This is a genomic window from Paenibacillus sp. CF095, assembly GCF_900101225.1.
Lineage (GTDB): Bacteria > Bacillota > Bacilli > Paenibacillales > Paenibacillaceae > Paenibacillus.
Genome location: NZ_FMZN01000003.1, coordinates 130,568 through 146,004, shown reverse-complemented (window position 1 = coordinate 146,004; position 15,437 = coordinate 130,568). Strand labels below are relative to the sequence as shown.

The 15,437-nt window shown below is 38.7% G+C and carries 14 protein-coding genes; 4 read left to right on the top strand and 10 right to left on the bottom strand.

The features are described from left to right. Positions 1–542: 542 nt before the first annotated feature. The 4 genes from BLS69_RS23140 to BLS69_RS23125 form a co-directional block, all read right to left on the bottom strand. Complete coding sequence (locus BLS69_RS23140) at positions 543–839, bottom strand: hypothetical protein (protein WP_091036840.1); 297 nt, start codon at positions 837–839, stop codon at positions 543–545. 562 nt (positions 840–1,401) lie between these two features. After that, the gene (locus BLS69_RS23135) at positions 1,402–1,563 is read right to left on the bottom strand and encodes an aspartyl-phosphate phosphatase Spo0E family protein (RefSeq protein ID WP_091036837.1); all 162 of its coding nucleotides are present in this window, start codon (positions 1,561–1,563) and stop codon (positions 1,402–1,404) included. Positions 1,564–2,935: 1,372 nt separating this feature from the next. Beyond that, on the bottom strand, positions 2,936–4,147 hold the full coding sequence (locus BLS69_RS23130; RefSeq protein ID WP_091036834.1) for an S-layer homology domain-containing protein: 1,212 nt from the start codon (positions 4,145–4,147) through the stop codon (positions 2,936–2,938). A gap of 760 nt (positions 4,148–4,907) precedes the next feature. Then, positions 4,908–5,648 carry an AAA family ATPase gene (locus BLS69_RS23125; protein ID WP_371129091.1) on the bottom strand — a complete coding sequence of 247 codons (741 nt, stop codon included), beginning with the start codon at positions 5,646–5,648 and terminating at the stop codon, positions 4,908–4,910. A 476-nt stretch (positions 5,649–6,124) separates the two neighbouring features. Between BLS69_RS23125 and BLS69_RS23120 the strand changes: the two genes are divergently transcribed. Further along, positions 6,125–7,312 carry a M28 family metallopeptidase gene (locus BLS69_RS23120; RefSeq protein WP_091036828.1) on the top strand — a complete coding sequence of 396 codons (1,188 nt, stop codon included), beginning with the start codon at positions 6,125–6,127 and terminating at the stop codon, positions 7,310–7,312. A gap of 191 nt (positions 7,313–7,503) precedes the next feature. Here the strand turns inward: BLS69_RS23120 and BLS69_RS23115 are convergent, their stop codons facing one another. From BLS69_RS23115 to BLS69_RS23105, 3 genes are all read right to left on the bottom strand, one after another. Beyond that, positions 7,504–7,986 (bottom strand): hypothetical protein, encoded by a 483-nt coding sequence (locus BLS69_RS23115; protein ID WP_091036826.1) that lies wholly within the window; start codon positions 7,984–7,986, stop codon positions 7,504–7,506. Positions 7,987–8,340: 354 nt separating this feature from the next. Further along, complete coding sequence (locus tag BLS69_RS23110) at positions 8,341–9,555, bottom strand: S-layer homology domain-containing protein (RefSeq protein WP_091036823.1); 1,215 nt, start codon at positions 9,553–9,555, stop codon at positions 8,341–8,343. A 122-nt stretch (positions 9,556–9,677) separates the two neighbouring features. Then, on the bottom strand, positions 9,678–10,091 hold the full coding sequence (locus BLS69_RS23105; protein WP_091036821.1) for a hypothetical protein: 414 nt from the start codon (positions 10,089–10,091) through the stop codon (positions 9,678–9,680). A gap of 531 nt (positions 10,092–10,622) precedes the next feature. On the opposite strand from BLS69_RS23105, the gene BLS69_RS23100 reads away from it, so the two are divergent. The 3 genes from BLS69_RS23100 (at position 10,623) to BLS69_RS23090 (ending at position 12,261) form a co-directional block, all read left to right on the top strand. Further along, positions 10,623–10,973: a hypothetical protein gene (locus BLS69_RS23100; RefSeq protein ID WP_091036819.1), complete on the top strand. Its 351-nt coding sequence runs from the start codon at positions 10,623–10,625 to the stop codon at positions 10,971–10,973. Between the two features lie 161 nt (positions 10,974–11,134). Further along, positions 11,135–11,806, top strand: a complete 672-nt coding sequence (locus BLS69_RS23095; protein ID WP_091036817.1) for an SOS response-associated peptidase — start codon at positions 11,135–11,137, stop codon at positions 11,804–11,806. A gap of 125 nt (positions 11,807–11,931) precedes the next feature. Further along, the gene (locus BLS69_RS23090; protein WP_091036814.1) at positions 11,932–12,261 is read left to right on the top strand and encodes a zinc ribbon domain-containing protein; all 330 of its coding nucleotides are present in this window, start codon (positions 11,932–11,934) and stop codon (positions 12,259–12,261) included. 849 nt (positions 12,262–13,110) lie between these two features. On the opposite strand, the gene BLS69_RS23085 is transcribed toward BLS69_RS23090, so the two are convergent. The 3 genes from BLS69_RS23085 to BLS69_RS32710 form a co-directional block, all read right to left on the bottom strand. Beyond that, on the bottom strand, positions 13,111–13,647 hold the full coding sequence (locus tag BLS69_RS23085) for a GNAT family N-acetyltransferase (RefSeq protein WP_176872957.1): 537 nt from the start codon (positions 13,645–13,647) through the stop codon (positions 13,111–13,113). Further along, the gene (locus BLS69_RS32235) at positions 13,622–13,798 is read right to left on the bottom strand and encodes a hypothetical protein (RefSeq protein ID WP_165789821.1); all 177 of its coding nucleotides are present in this window, start codon (positions 13,796–13,798) and stop codon (positions 13,622–13,624) included. Before BLS69_RS32235 ends, BLS69_RS23085 begins: the two co-directional genes overlap by 26 nt. 767 nt (positions 13,799–14,565) lie before the next feature. Next, the gene (locus BLS69_RS32710; protein ID WP_256332416.1) at positions 14,566–14,796 is read right to left on the bottom strand and encodes a tyrosine-type recombinase/integrase; all 231 of its coding nucleotides are present in this window, start codon (positions 14,794–14,796) and stop codon (positions 14,566–14,568) included. Between the last annotated feature and the right edge of the window lie 641 nt (positions 14,797–15,437).

The following is a 15,437-nucleotide window of genomic DNA, read 5'->3' as shown; positions in this document are numbered from 1 at the left end:
GTTTTCAATACGGCTTCCCGATGATGTATCTTCACTATTCCTCCCCCCTTCCCAAAGAAAGCCTTGTTTTATGTATCTTTCTTTCTCTTCTCGAATGCGATCCACGAATAATACGATACCCAGAATAGTAACGGAAATATAGCTACTGCCATATAGCGTTTATCATAAGGGAGCGTAGAAATAGCAACAATGGAGATCGGTAAAATAATGGCTAGTAGCATTACATATTTGCCCCAATGTGTTTTTAATATATCCACCCGCTCCTTAGTCGATTGAAATCAAATTCCTATGTACTTCGTTTTGCCCGCCTTCGCTCAACATTCCTTCGTCCCAATCAAAACGGGTTGCAAAAGAACTGTTGCGATACTCCCCAATGACTGGGGCTAATCTGCAAGCGAATCATGATTCAATCGATTGTTGTCCTTGATAAAAATATCATTGTTATACTACACTTCACATACTCATTTTCTCCATCGTTCTCAACAGCAATCTTAACTCACGTTTATTCAATACGAACTCATCGTACACTCCTTATCACAAGCTCACACTTCATCATTAGCAGATAAAGCTGGAATATGTGCTAAAGTTCTTCCATCTGTCAGTTTTTCAATTCTATCTTTATGTACATTACGAAATATATCTGAATGGAGAAAACGCTCCGTTGAGCCAATGACACTTTTGCCATCCAAGTACATTTGGTACTCTATACTTGAATGAAAGTAGATAGATACTTCGCCGTTTTCATCTGCAAGTTTATCAATATCGTATCTAGGGTTTAGCTTTAATCCTTCTTCTCTTTCTTTTTCCAATCTCTTAAAAAGTTCTGTTATAGTTTCCATTCACCCAAACCTCCTATTAAATAGATTCGATTAAATCAACCACACCGAATCCTATACCCCCAACGGGTTCTTATATAGTCTACCATTTCTCAACATGCTATGGGTATACATGGGAATCACTTGTTTTTCCTTTCAACGTACATTGTACGTGCATACTCCGTTATATGGCACTTTATCAAAATAATTTTATACAAAGAAAATACAGAGATCGTACTATTTACTTGTAAAGGCGTCTTGAAATAGTATGCCTAATTTAAGTACTGTAACTTTTTTTGCCTGTCCTGCTGCTTATACGACTACCTTCATTTCATCTTTAAACCTACGTCACTAACCGCCCTCATCAGTCTTATCCATAGGCTATAGATAATCTCCAGGCATTCCACTCTTCAAAGTATCGCCGTCCCCATTGCTCACCATTTCATTAGAGAGACGATAAAACGTACGATTATCGTTAATTCATCAATCCCCCCTCGTATTAAGCTCTCCTGTATGTGGTATAATCAAGGGGCGAAGGGGTCCAAATCTTCGCCCTGGCTCGTTTGTTCTCCTAAACAAACGGGCTTTATTTTTTTCGTTGATGTTGTCGATCATATTCATTCAGTACGTTGTCCAACTTCTGCGATTTCTCCACTACCTCCAATGCTGTTAAACCCATCCGCTGCGCTAAATCAATAAGCTCTTTTCGCAACACTTCAATTTGAATACGTAACGCCTCCGTACCCATGTTGAGTTTTCCTCCTTTATACATCCTTTAATTAGAACAGACTTTTTTACCCTAAACCTCATTCGGCACCGTTTGCCTGTCTAGCCCTAGCGGCGATGAGCGGAATCTTTTAAGGTTGATGAGCAGTTATCTTACTAGCTGACCTGCCTTACCTTATGAAGTTTTCAAAGAAACAAATTATTCGTATACCGTAGCCGTCGCAGATTTAAGATCATATAGGTTCTCGCAGGGCAAGGCTGCCCGAAGGGACGACAAAATTAGGTGGAATGATTTTCTCAACATAATTTTGTCGCCTTGCCCGGAGAGGTTCTATATGATCCCATGCGATTAGATGGCTACGGAATACGAATGATCTCTTTGAAAAACGGAATATGGTAAGGCTGCACACAAGTATGCGAACGTGCCTTGTTTTTCTTCTTCGATTATGCAAACAAGGGTTTTGCTTCAAAAGGTCTACTCAGGCGGTTTTGGAACGATGAAGGAATGAAGCGAGCGTAATGGAGTCATGGTTCCTTATTTGCTTCGTAGTACATGGTGGGTATTGTGAAGTGGAGTGAAACGGAGCGAAGTCTTGCCCATGATGTATGAGCATTGCCGCAAGTCTTTAGCTTCCTTGCTAGTCGCGTTAAGAATTCCAATGGAACCCGGACGACTTATCTGGGGTCGCTTGGGATTTAGGGACGGTGAACTGCGGGAATCCCCCGGCTATATCTACATCTCTTAGCTTTATGTGTAAATAAGCTTGCCCTGGTATTTGTTAATTGAAATTAAATGTACTCTTAAACTACTAATCTGACCTGACCTTGAATCTGAAGAGGTGGTATGTATACAGAGCTACAACATCAATATTGGCTATACAATTACTAGAAGGCAGTGTGAAGGAATGATTGCCTCATCACTATAGCCATTTTATCTTTTATGACGTGTCTTCATGCGGTAATTATACGGATTAGTATGAATCGAGAAGTATATAACAAATATGTTTTCGTAAAGGCAATACTTGTGTATTTATCTTTCAACTTTATCCAAGCACAAAATTTCGAGTATAAGACGATATTCAATTTAATGTTCAGCGTGTACTCTTTAGAATCAACTCCAATCCATATATGGCTCCTTATCAGCACGAACGAGATCGAGACGTAACGCCACACATTAAATTGTGATGAAACAACAAAAATTTGCCGAACCTACGGAAAAACCAGCTAAATACATTCACTTAATTACTTACGTATACATTTACGTATATATATACCTAAATGTATTTAAGAGACCATCTGCAATTTGCAGGTGGTCTTTGTTTGCGATATATAACTAAACCGTAAAAAACACCCATCATACGCTCATTAGGAGCAGTATGTTGGGTGTTTTTTCTTTATTGGATACCTCTGAGACGGAGCGGAATGCTTTCACTGAAGTTCGATCCAGCTGCTGGTGTTTGAAGTCTGATTACAAGATCGGTTAGTTGAATAGTTCCTGTTTTAGGGATAATCACAGCAGTGGTGTCTGTCCGGCTATTGCGATAAACGCGTGCAACTGTATTCAGCACACCTTTTTGGAAAAAGGCCTCCCGATCGGGACTATTAAATCCATCAACGCGAAATTGAATTTTTGTGTTAGGGTTATATTTTTTTGTATCTTTGTTAAATACCGGCCCACCTTTGAAATAGAGGACGTAACTCTTTTTCTGGTCTTTAACCATCAAATTAGTGATTGAAGGGCGGTTATTATACCACTTAAGCGTATTGATAGGCGCAATCAGTCCAAGGTTCGGGTCGCTAGGATCAGCCAGGTCGATAGCGATAAGAGCGTCCAGCTTAGCTTGGTACAGTCCATCTTTCGATGTGATGGTCATAAGCTTTTCGTTCCACATTTCTTCCACCGATTCTTTTCTAGCTTGTCTCAGATCGGATTCCGTGGTTACCCACATTTCAGGCATCACGGTGAAGATATTTGTACCGTGCCATGCGATTTCTGCACTACCGACCGCATACCTGTCGACGTCAAGGGAAGCGCCGGTATTCTTGGAAAGAATACGTTCGATGACAACAATCGCCTGCGCACGCGTGGTCAGTCCTTTCGGAGCGATCTGCCCTATACCGACGCCTTTAATGAGACCGGCTTTCGTAGCGAGATACATCCATTTGTCATCTTCCTTTGTTGTTTCCCCGATCGCACGAGCTGCAACGCGGGCCATCTCTTCGCGTGTCATCACTTTCGCCCAAGCCGCTTCGTTATCGTTAAAATCGTCAGTTGCGAAAAGACCTGCTTTGCTTGCGGTATCAACGTACTCCGTGTACCATTTACCGCTGGATGGGGTGGTTTCAAGCTCCATGGCCGAGACGACCATCTTCATGAATTCAGCGCGAGTGACGCTGGCGTCTGGTTTAAAGGTACCATTCGTATATCCATCGACATAACCTTTGGAAACGCCATTAGTAATAGCACCGGCGCCCCAGTGGGTCGATTGAACGTCGGAAAATGGAGTTGTAGCGGCTTGCGCGTTAGGTATTGTGATACTCATCGTACCTAACATAAGCGCTGCTGTCAGTGTGATTCCTGCGATTTTGATAAACTGTTTTTTCATGAACTCTCTCCTTTTTATTCGGCGCTCTTGATTTAGGAGAAAACTCCTCAATATTCATTATCGTCACCATAGGCTTAGCGATTAAATACCTGCAAAAATCAAGTTGGATTTTATGTATCTAAAACTTCGATTGAACGATCCCTAAAGGTACACAAAAAAAAGATCTTGAGCATTTCCGCAACGGTCCCTATTGTCAGTCCGCTAGTTGAAAACAGTAGTTGATCTCGGTGTTGCCTTCTTAAGTTTTATTAAGTTAACGTTTCGATAAATAGGAATTAAGCATTCATACAGTTAGTCCAAGCTTACTAATAAGTAAATCACCTTGTTCTATTTTCAATGAGTTCTTTTCTTATTTAAACGCCCAACCAATTTCATTCGCGTGGTTTATTAAAAGTTCGCAATTCCTAGGTCTGTGTGGGTTAAAGTACCAACTACCTTCCCATTAAATAACACTTCAAAATATGAGGTTTTAGATGATTAAACCTTAAAATTAACAAACGTATTACTAGGAATCTCATTGATGACACAGAGAAATTGATAACCATTTACCATTATCTTTTTAGCTCTCTTGCCGAATGTCTTTCCCATACAAATGACCCTCCTGAAACACAATAGTCTTTCAAGCATGACGAGTCATACCTTAGTTCGAAATATACCACATAACTAGAACTATACTGCCTGTTGCTTAATCTTCACAATAGATCTTTTCCTTTAAAACGACCTCTCTTAGGCTGTAGGTTTCCATGGCATAGCAGTGGATTTAATCTTGACCTTCTTCAAATAATTCTCTGAGCATCCTATCCTTGTTATTCACAAACTCTTTCATCATCATAAAATGGTCGGTTTCTTCCAATACTTGAACCTCGATACCATCTGGCTTTAGATTGTAAATAATCGAATCTGGGTATGCCATGAGGATTGGGGAATGGGTCGCAATAACAAATTGAGAGTTTTGCAAAACAAGTTCATGGATTCGTGTCAGCATCGCCATTTGGCGAAGGGGAGACAATGCAGCCTCAGGCTCATCCAGTATATATAATCCATTCTCCCCGAATCGATGAATGAACGTGGAAAAGAACGACTCTCCGTGCGATTGCTCATGCAAGGACTTGCCACCGTACGAATCTTTAATAGGGCGAATAGGGCGACCGAATGAAGGCTGACTGTCCAACTCATCGATCGTCGTGGCTAAATTATAATAACTTTCTGCCCGGAAGAAGAAGCCATCCCGCGGGCGTCGCGGACCTTTGATCAATTGTATATATTCATATAAGCTCGAGTGGGTAGCCTGGGTTGAGAAGGAAAAGTTGATCGTCCCACCCTCCGGGTTAAACCCCCATGCGACAGCAATGGACTCCATCAGTGTTGATTTGCCCATCCCATTTTCACCTACGATATAGGTTACCTTGGGGTGAAAATCAAGAGTATTTAGACTTCGAATGACTGCCAAATTAAAGGGGTAACGATTATAAGTGGGTACTTGGTGCCTTTTGAGCTGAATTTGTCGTAAATAGGAATGCTGTACATTCAATATAGTTCACTCCCTTAATCGTTATCCTCACCTTTGTTGGCCGACGCTGACTCATGTCGCACCTTTAGTTTACTCCATCAATCAAATCATACCACATACCGAAACTACTCTGCCCGTTAGCTTAACAAGTATCGCCTATCTAATATAGTTCTCCACCGTCCTCCCCATTTCTTAGTTATTCAGTGATTCTTAAGAACTATGATATGTGATACAATATTCCTAATCCTACCAGTGTTAGATGGATATCTTTAATGAAATGATGAAATACATTTTCTAAATTGTGAGGTGAATTATCAGAGTAACAAGCTAGGTACTAAACATTGCTAGTACATAGAGTATGTTTTTGGGAGGCCGCTCTCAAAAATTAACGGTAATTAAGTATGAATAGAACGTACGGTGTAAGGCTTTTGTAGAACTTGAAGAACGAATTGATTTGAGGAGGAAATATGAAAAATATTTTAAAGGTTCAGGGTATTCTATTGGCTATTCTGCTGGTTATTGTGGTTCCTGGAAATGCATTGGCTTCAGGCTCTTCTTCCATCGCAACAAATGCACAAACATATCTGGAGTATATGGGTGAACACCTTAAAGATAGTTCAGCCTCTCCTACAGATAATTCCATGGGAAATGGTAAAGTTCATGGACAGACAAAACGATGGATTAGGAGCACGCTAAGAGAAATTGGCGTAGACTCTCGATATATTTATGAGCAAAATTTCAACACACAAAAAGACACTACTGGCGTTATTTCTGCGCCGTGGGGACATCATGTATTTTTTAAAGGCTCGAATATTGAAGTCACACTGAAAGGGAAAGATCCTAGCAAACAAATCATTGTTAGTGCCCATTATGACGGATCAGGCTATTCGAATAACGCTTCGGGGGTAGCATTAATGCTCGCTCAAATCAAGGAGCTAGTAGACAAGAAATCTCCTCACGCAGTTAAATTGCCGTATACCGTAAAATTTGTTTTTTTTGACATTGAGCGATTCGACAAGGGATCAGAGTACTATGCAAAGAAAATGACTGCAGCAGATAAGAAGAATACTCTTTTCATACTCAATATCGACAATATCGCACGTGGTGATTACCCCAATGTTTATGGAGGCATAACTGATCCAAATAATAACTCCGTTTTACATACGGAAGCATATAAATTGGCGGTTTCCAAAGCCTTAGAATTGGGGATTAATGTATTTGATACAGAGGCGCTAGATGGATATTACAACACACATGGCAAAGGTCCCGAAATTATTGAAAATACGATATATACCAACCCATGGACAAGCTCAAACCCTTCTCCGGGCGTAAAGTATTCTGTACTTTCTCCTTCAAATGGAATAAGTAGAAGTCATATGCTCTTTGTAGAAGCAGGGATACCTTATGCAAGTTTCGAAGCCTCGAACTGGTTTGCAAAAAGCATGGATGGTACTTTAATTGAAGCTCAAAATGATGGATTAATATCTTTCGTTCAACGAGATTTCTACATTTCAGGAGGGAAAGAGCATGATACGATGAAAATTCTAGAAGCTTATTTTCCAGGACGTTCATTGGCACATTACAATGTGTACGGACCATTGTTGAACAAAATGCTGATGGAGCCAGACATCAAAATACTCCGACCAAGTCAATAAAAGCAATCTACATCAAAAACAGTTACAGGGAGCTATGATTTCCGAATTGTTCGGAGCTTAGTTCGCCTGTAACTGTTTTTGTTTGATTTTTCTCGACTCTGAGGTGTAATTTAGCCGCCAAAAATTGAACGTTTGGTCACGATGTCTACTTTTAAACCTGTATGTAGGCATGCTGTCTTGTCATAGGGCTATTAGAGAAAACTCATAGGCTCATTTCTTATAAGAAACTGAATCCATTCTTCTTTTTCAACATATGGAACTATTAATTGATAGTTCTTGCCGAAAACAAAACTTAAAAGAAACGTATCTAAATTTTCGAATTCTTGGAACCTCCCCTCCTCTTCTATTAGAATCAACGAACCAGAAAACTTGTCTATAAAAAGCGGTTTATACACGACTTGTCCTATCTCAAGCCACCTATTTATAAACTCAGGGAATTCGCTTACCCTAAATTGATTATCAGGTAATTCTTCATAGGTCCAAAAATCAATCGCCCCACAGCGTGCACCATTTGTTTTTTCTAGAAATGAAATGTACTGAGTGAGGTGAACAGAATTAAACTCAAACTGAATACCAGAGATCCCCTCATTTAACTCACCAACTATTATCCCATTTGGATCCTCTTTCAAGCTTATCTTTAACCTGCAAATTATATCTTTTAGATTCTTATTCATCTTTGGCTGCACTCCATATGTATATCTCATTAATAGCATTGAATTTTCTTAATTATATCACGATGGCTTTGATTCATCGTATCATTAGCATTTGTAAATTGGGATAGAACAGGCTTAGCCGATACACTAATCATAATAACCACAAAATTACTATTATGACTCCTTTAGAATACATCTTCACAAGTGTTCACTTCGTATACTTACTGGCTCTTCACTCTTTATGAGCTCCATCTCTTAAACCCCAACAAATAATGGTGAGTTACGCTAATCTTCCTGTTAGCTGAACCAAAGAAGCAGCCGATTATATTCATCAGCTGCTTCTTTGGTTTTCCGTGATTTTAATAACACAAGGATTTAGATATAACCGAAAGCAACCTTAAAAGAGGTCACCATTACATGATAGAGTACTTGGGTTTCATCATCGACAATAAACGAGATCGTATACACGTCTTCAATATTTTGGATCGGATCATAGATTGAAATATCCTCATAGGTGCCATCGCTCATCCTTTTATAAAAATACTCTATGATCCCTTTGCCGCTCACTCCAGCTGACCCATATCGATCTATAATATCTGACAAGGTGCTTTCACCCAACACAATCCCTTTTTTTGTGAGTAGTGAAGAAGCTCTATAAGGGGAATCATCCATGTATGAGTCAATACTCCAACCATCTAACTCTCCACTCTGGTTAAAGTGTGCGGTGAATAACGGATATGTATCAGAATCAAATATATTCTTTCCTTTAGATTCTCCGAATTGTTCATCAATTGATTTTTTCGAGTCTCCAAATCTAAGTTCTGGAACATCGCCAAGAATGTACAAACTAAAATCCTCATCAGTAACGGGCTCCGTACTAAAATCAGGAATCACTTCAGAATTTATGTCCATTAGATCAGGAAGAAGACTAAGATCTGTAGGAACTTTTGGTCTTACATCGATCTTAAGTTTTCCATGAAAAGCAAGCTGACGTATCCATTGAAGTGCTTCTGCTCTCGTAAGCGTACTTTCCTCATCAAACTGCTCTGGAGAATTAGCTTCACTGTTGGATAATCCATGTCCGATCAGATAGGCAACAGCATATTGGCCAGTATAATGAACGCCTTGAGTTGCACTGATAATTTCTGCAGCACGTAGTTTAGTAATGGGCTGCATTCTCATCGCAAAGTTGTTTTCTCCCGTTGTCGGATGGTTGTATAGTTTAGCCACCCTGTAGAGACCTTCTGTCCAACTCTCACTGGGTAGATATGCACTATTTGCACTTGCATTTGGAATAGCCATACCCATTGCTCTGTATAACATCTTGAGGAATTCAGCCTCTGTTATTACTTGATCAGGCTTAAGGTTGTAATTTGAATATCCATTAATTATATTTTCAGAGATACCCCATTGAAAGAGACGCTTGGCCCAGTGCTCGTTCATGTCTACTGCTGGAATTCCTCTCCACGTCAAAGTGGCTATATCTTTGTCATTCTGCTCCTGCATCTCGGATTCGGCTACTGCAGTTGTAGAACCCAATAGTGATGCGGCTAAAACCAAACAAGCAGTCATACGTGTAATACTTTTCATTATCGTACCATCCTTCTAGGATTTAATTGTAACTATAATTATTTATCGGGTGCTTGGCTTATTATGTATAGAATAATAGTAAAATAGCACCGATTTAAGACTCGTAACACGCCTTCACCCCCTCATTTATGGGAATCCATGTTTCCAAACAACTCTTGAATTTTTAATGTCAATTCCTCGTTGTGGATGTAATAATGTCCGCCCTGCGAATTCGGAGTGAATCCCAACTTACTCATGTGACCTTCCCGCAAAGATACCGAGTACAGGAAGCCACTTCTCTCCTCTTGGTTCGAATCAGGCTCGAATTTCATGTCTTTTATTTGATCAATCCACTCTAGGATCTGTTTTTGGTTAAAGAACATTTTCCGCTCGCCTGAGCTACCATCCGTAATCTCAATGGAATCCACATTCGCAATATCCCCTGGATAGAGTTCTTGCAATGTCATTGTGGTCAGCTTCTCAGCTTGAGGTTTACTGCAAGCAACGATCGCAAACCCCATGAGTAGCACTAGTAGAATACATATTTTTTTCCTCATGTTCCTCCTCCTTTTTGCTACACAGACGCACCTAAAGTAACTTATGTTGCTAGCTCAACGAAATGTGGAGCAGCTGCGAACGGCAAACTGCTCCTTTCATTTTGCACACTACCATTATCCTTTAAGTTTATCTCAAACTTAAATTTGTCGCATCTGAGATAATGCGCCCCGGAGGACCAAATGATCTTATTGGATAGCGATAATGATTGGTTTAGTTAACCATTCCGCATAGTTCTCTTCAAAAGACCGCTGTACAAAACCGGTAACCACTTCTGGAGAAACGTACAAAGTAAGGGAGTGGTAAATCAAGCGCCAATACACGTTGAGCGTCAGTTGAAGGAGTATTTTAAGGAGTTGCCGAATAATTAAACTTAGGTCGAGCTTTGAATGGCTGAGAAGGTGTAGATATCCAATACATAAGTCCATCAGAAAATCGTGGTGCTGGTAGCTAGGTAAACAACCAGTTGGAAGAATTCCGGATGCTGCTACCCATTAAAAGAGTTTAAACTTGAATGAGGGGTTAACTGTTCTATGAGTAAAAAGATTAACGAAATTAGTGACTACGTTGGTGTGTTTTGTTTAGGTGCTTTAACATTATCACTTTTTGTATTATCAATTATGTTTATTATCAAGAGCTTTATCAATATTTATAGAAGATTAAAAGGTGTAAAAATAGACAGAATGACGCCTTGTACAACATGTAGACGTTCGATTTCAAACACTGCTATTATTTGCCCGTACTGTGGTGAACATTACGGTAAAATGAACGGATTAGGTGATTCCATATTTATCTGTTTTCTTTTTGGAGTAGGTCTTTTCGTATTAGGAATTGCGAGTCTAACAGAGTCCGTTGAATGGTTTGAACGAACTTATATGAACTGATCAACACATGTCGTATTCTCCATAACTTACCGCCTCAATCCTTTATAGCAAACCGCTATAATTAGGTTGAGGTGTTATTATGTACATCTCCATAATTCAAGATTACCCCGTACACCAGTGTATGATTATATTTTGTAAGCACAATACAGGAGGTGTTTTGTATGTGCGGTAGATTTACAATCACTGACCCTTTAGACTCTATCTTGGACAGGTACTATGCATCTATTGCTGATGGATTTGAGTACAAGCCTAACTATAATGCTGCACCCATGCAGTACATCCCAACTATTATCGGAAGTAAAAACGGTAATAGATTAGGCGCTCTCCGCTGGGGTCTGGTGCCCACTTGGGCAAAAGATGATAAGATCGGGAACAAAATGATTAATGCCCGCTCAGAAACATTAGCAGAGAAGCCGTCCTTTAAACGTCTGATCAGCTCCAAACGCTGTATCATCCCCACGAACGGATTCTACGAGTGGAAGAAAGAAGAATCAACAAAGCGACCGATGCGAATTCTGATGAAAGACGATAGTATCTTTTCATTGGCAGGATTGTATGACACGTGGACAGATCCAGATGGAAACAGACTGAGTACCTGCACCATCATTACAACGGAACCAAATAGTCTTATGGAGGTTATCCATAATCGTATGCCGGTCATCTTGCGCCCTGAGGATGAGGCTGAGTGGCTTGGAAGAGATAATGATGATGTCCAATCGTTGCTCGGTTTTCTTAAGCCATATCAAGCATCTGAGATGCGAGCGTATGAGGTGCCGAAGGAAGTGGGCAATGTGCGGAATAACTATGAGGAATTATTGAAGGAATTAAATTAAAGGCCAAAAAGGAGTGACACCCTAGCGGTAGTCACTCCTTTTTGCTTTTTATAATAGAAATTGATGGAAATAACCATATAGGTCTGATAGACTATTCTGGATTGATTAAAATTTGGAGGGAATACATGGAAGAGAAAATAGGCATTATAGTTGGAACAACATTACAATCTGTTTTCATTTTGACATTCTTTTATATGTCTATTCGTTTCTTTGGCAGAATGTTCGGAAATATAATTTCGGCAATCAAAGGTAATAATTCTAGCTTAGAACCTTGCCGTTCATGTGGTCATACGATATCTAAAGAAGCTATTCTTTGTCCTAATTGTGGCCAAACTTTCGGAAGAGCCAATTCATTCTCTACCAGTATATTAGCCAACTTTTTCGCCGGAGTTGTAGCTCTGGCTGGAGGAATTGGGCTTTTATTTTATTTGTTAGATTTATATAAGGATCTGTAACTTCCATAAACTCTGATAGAAAAATATACCTAGGTCTGGTAGACTAATCCGGATTGACTTTAACGTTGGAGGAGTTAGTAAATGATTCATAACATCAGTTAGATTTTTGGTATGGTATTCTTTGCAGGATTGAGATCTAAAAAATAGAACCTTGCAGATCTTGTGGGCATCCAATCTCAAGATCTGCCATTATATGTCCTAATTGTGGTGAACATTATGGACAAGGAAGTGGATTTTCTAATTCAATCATCGGTTGTTTTATCCTTGGTTTAGTCTGTATTGGAATTGGATTTTATGCCTTGTCAGAATTTCTTGAGACATTTGAAACATTTAGATTTAAATAATATGTATACATATAAACAACGGAGCCACTAAATAAGGCTCCTTTTTGTACCTAAACCGAAACGTATTACGAAAGTATCATCTCTCCATGATCATCACGGATACTGTTCTATACGCTTCTATTGTCTACTCCAGTCAAAGATGTATTCTCGCTTGTCTAATAGATGCCAGACGGATACCCTAAATTTAAAAGCCTCGTCTGCTGCACTTATGACATTCTGTCAAAAGCCTCTAATCTTCTTCAAATTAACTAGTTCCTAGCCCAAGAAGAGATCAGAGATACTTTTTTACTTATTTGCGAATTAATATGATGAAAGTTATGGTTTGTTGGACTGACAGACAAAAAAATATCTGCACAATATACTACAGACTTATTTAAACACATTAAAAATTGATTAAAGGCAGTCACGCAAAATCACCTCCAATATAAAATTTGGACAAATAAAAAAAAGCCCTGTTTATAAGGCTTCCATAGCTAATTTCTATGTAAATTTGGTATTTCATTTGTTATTCGTCATAGTATCGTTCTATCAAATCTTGATCGTACAAGTCTATTAGCATTGTAACTAATTCTCCAGAACCTTCTATGTCACTCTCAAACAGTGGCTCAAAATCAAATTTTTTAGCGTACCAACTCCATTTCTCTTTTAGAGCGTCAAGTACTATAAAGCGTTCATTGAGTTGAACAGCCATTTTTAATATATTTTCCATTATTGCAGTGCCTATATATTTCCCCTGTAGTTGAATATCTACAGCTAGTCGTGCAATATCTAAAACATCGCGATCTTCTTCTGGAGTGATTGTTGTTAACAATGAGGACAATTTAATGTGTCGCAACGTATAGTACCCAACAAGTTTATCGTTAATGTAGACAACTGTGGTGCTTGATTCTCTTTCTATGTGAGAAGGGTAGGATTCAACGGCAAGAAAAAGATCCATAGAACCATTACCACACTTAAATTTTTTTAAATGAGCTAGGTCATCTATGGATATAATTTTTTGTGTGAGTGTATAATTTTCATTCTCCTCTAGAAAGTCTGTCATGGTACTCCTTAATTTTTCTTGCAGCATGCTTTTTCATAAACTCTTCATTTTTTTTCATTTTGCTAATAAAACGTTCTGCATCTTTTCCTTCAAGAGTTGGTCGTTCACGAAGACTAACAGCCATTCGTTTTCCTCCTTTTTTGCCAGCCAATGCAATCATCTCCTATCTAATTTAGATTAGACAGTTCATTCTATGATTGGATCACCTGATAATATGACTACTAGTTACTCACGAAAGCTGAATAAAATACTAGTCTCCTAGGAATAATATAACATTTTCATATAACATATACAATGTATATGCAACAGGATGTGCGATGACTCTCACATATAATGTGTTTGAGTTCTCATACAAATTGTGTGTTAAAAAACACATACGATGTTGTATTCCTACGCTGCTAGTTAAAAGTATGCTTTCATGGGCATGTAAAAGCCACCTCAGAAATGAGGTAGCTCTTACAATATTATAATTATTTAATACCTTGATCCCTCATCAACTCATCTAAATCATATTTCAAAGTATTATTCTCGTATGTAGCTTGAAGAAAATTGACCTTGTTTTCTGCGGCTAAGAGAAGTACTATCGAAGTTCTTTTTTTATCAATGAACCACTCAGTTATAAATGCTACCTTTCCTGCAACCATCTTCTAAGTCGCCAATATAAATAGGTATGTTTTTTCCACTTGATGTGATTATATCCATATTGTTAAAAGGAGCATCATTTTCGTCTAACAAATCCCTTTTTATACTGAAGTATTATCAAGCTTGTCCCATATGGGTGCATGACGTGTACCAGTACTTTACGACTCTATTCCAAAATGGCATACGGTAGTTGCACCGCACATGATATAAAAGTTCAAAATACCTTGGTGTATCAACGGTTTTTAAGCTCTCAGTATGCCAGTCGTCACAGATGCGTCACAGAAATACGATTTCTTCTAAAGTGTTTGTAACTTCTTGTTGCATGCTTGGTATCACATGACTGTACGTGTCCAACGTAACTGAAATCTTACTGTGTCCTAATCGTTCGGAAATCACCTTAACATTGATATCCTTAGACAATAGTAAGGTTGCATGTGTATGTCGCAAATCATGAAATCTTATATGTGGAAGATCTGCTCTTTTAACATCTTTGGGATAGATTTTCATCATAATTACTTGGAAAAACAGTACCGCCATTTTTCAAATTGAATATAACCAAATCGAGATCAAGAAACTCTCTGCCCAGTTTTCTTTTCAAAGCATCATACTTTTCTTGTTGTGTTCTGAGGACTTCAACCAATTGATTTGGAATAACAGGATTATTTAAAATTATTACTTATTAAGGGTTTTTTCACATTTATTATGATTAAAACTTCCAAATAAATTGAACATATTAAAATTTAAACAGGATGCATAGGAGGGTTAGTTTACATGAAAGGACGAGAACACTATGAAAATCGAAATACATTATTCACTAGAAAATAGGGATGTTTCAAGAGAAGAATATTAACTTACGTGGTAAAACGAGGAGTTTGCATTACAAAAGAACAATTCGATCTAGAAACAGAAAACGAGGTAACTATAGGAGCTAGATGTGGTCTAGATAAGGATGTACCGATTTTCAATTTAGATCGTAGCTATATTCAGAAGTTTGTCTAAAGCGAATATATAGGAAGGATAATCGTCCGATCTGGAACGCTACTGGTTGAAGGATCAATAGAAGGCGCGCTTGAGATAGGCAATAACGCAATTGCGACAGTTAAGGGAAGTGTCAATGGGGCTATTGGTGTTCTTGATGGTGGAGAGGT

Excerpts from the sequence above, each read along its gene's own strand:
- BLS69_RS23140 (WP_091036840.1), bottom strand. The coding sequence starts at position 839 with ATGGAAACTATAACAGAACTTTTTAAGAGATTGGAAAAAGAAAGAGAA.
- BLS69_RS23135 (WP_091036837.1), bottom strand. The coding sequence starts at position 1,563 with ATGGGTACGGAGGCGTTACGTATTCAAATTGAAGTGTTGCGAAAAGAG.
- BLS69_RS23130 (WP_091036834.1), bottom strand. The coding sequence starts at position 4,147 with ATGAAAAAACAGTTTATCAAAATCGCAGGAATCACACTGACAGCAGCG.
- BLS69_RS23120 (WP_091036828.1), top strand. The coding sequence starts at position 6,125 with ATGAAAAATATTTTAAAGGTTCAGGGTATTCTATTGGCTATTCTGCTG.
- BLS69_RS23115 (WP_091036826.1), bottom strand. The coding sequence starts at position 7,986 with ATGAATAAGAATCTAAAAGATATAATTTGCAGGTTAAAGATAAGCTTG.
- BLS69_RS23110 (WP_091036823.1), bottom strand. The coding sequence starts at position 9,555 with ATGAAAAGTATTACACGTATGACTGCTTGTTTGGTTTTAGCCGCATCA.
- BLS69_RS23105 (WP_091036821.1), bottom strand. The coding sequence starts at position 10,091 with ATGAGGAAAAAAATATGTATTCTACTAGTGCTACTCATGGGGTTTGCG.
- BLS69_RS23100 (WP_091036819.1), top strand. The coding sequence starts at position 10,623 with ATGAGTAAAAAGATTAACGAAATTAGTGACTACGTTGGTGTGTTTTGT.
- BLS69_RS23095 (WP_091036817.1), top strand. The coding sequence starts at position 11,135 with ATGTGCGGTAGATTTACAATCACTGACCCTTTAGACTCTATCTTGGAC.
- BLS69_RS23090 (WP_091036814.1), top strand. The coding sequence starts at position 11,932 with ATGGAAGAGAAAATAGGCATTATAGTTGGAACAACATTACAATCTGTT.
- BLS69_RS23085 (WP_176872957.1), bottom strand. The coding sequence starts at position 13,647 with ATGACAGACTTTCTAGAGGAGAATGAAAATTATACACTCACACAAAAA.
- BLS69_RS32710 (WP_256332416.1), bottom strand. The coding sequence starts at position 14,796 with ATGAAAATCTATCCCAAAGATGTTAAAAGAGCAGATCTTCCACATATA.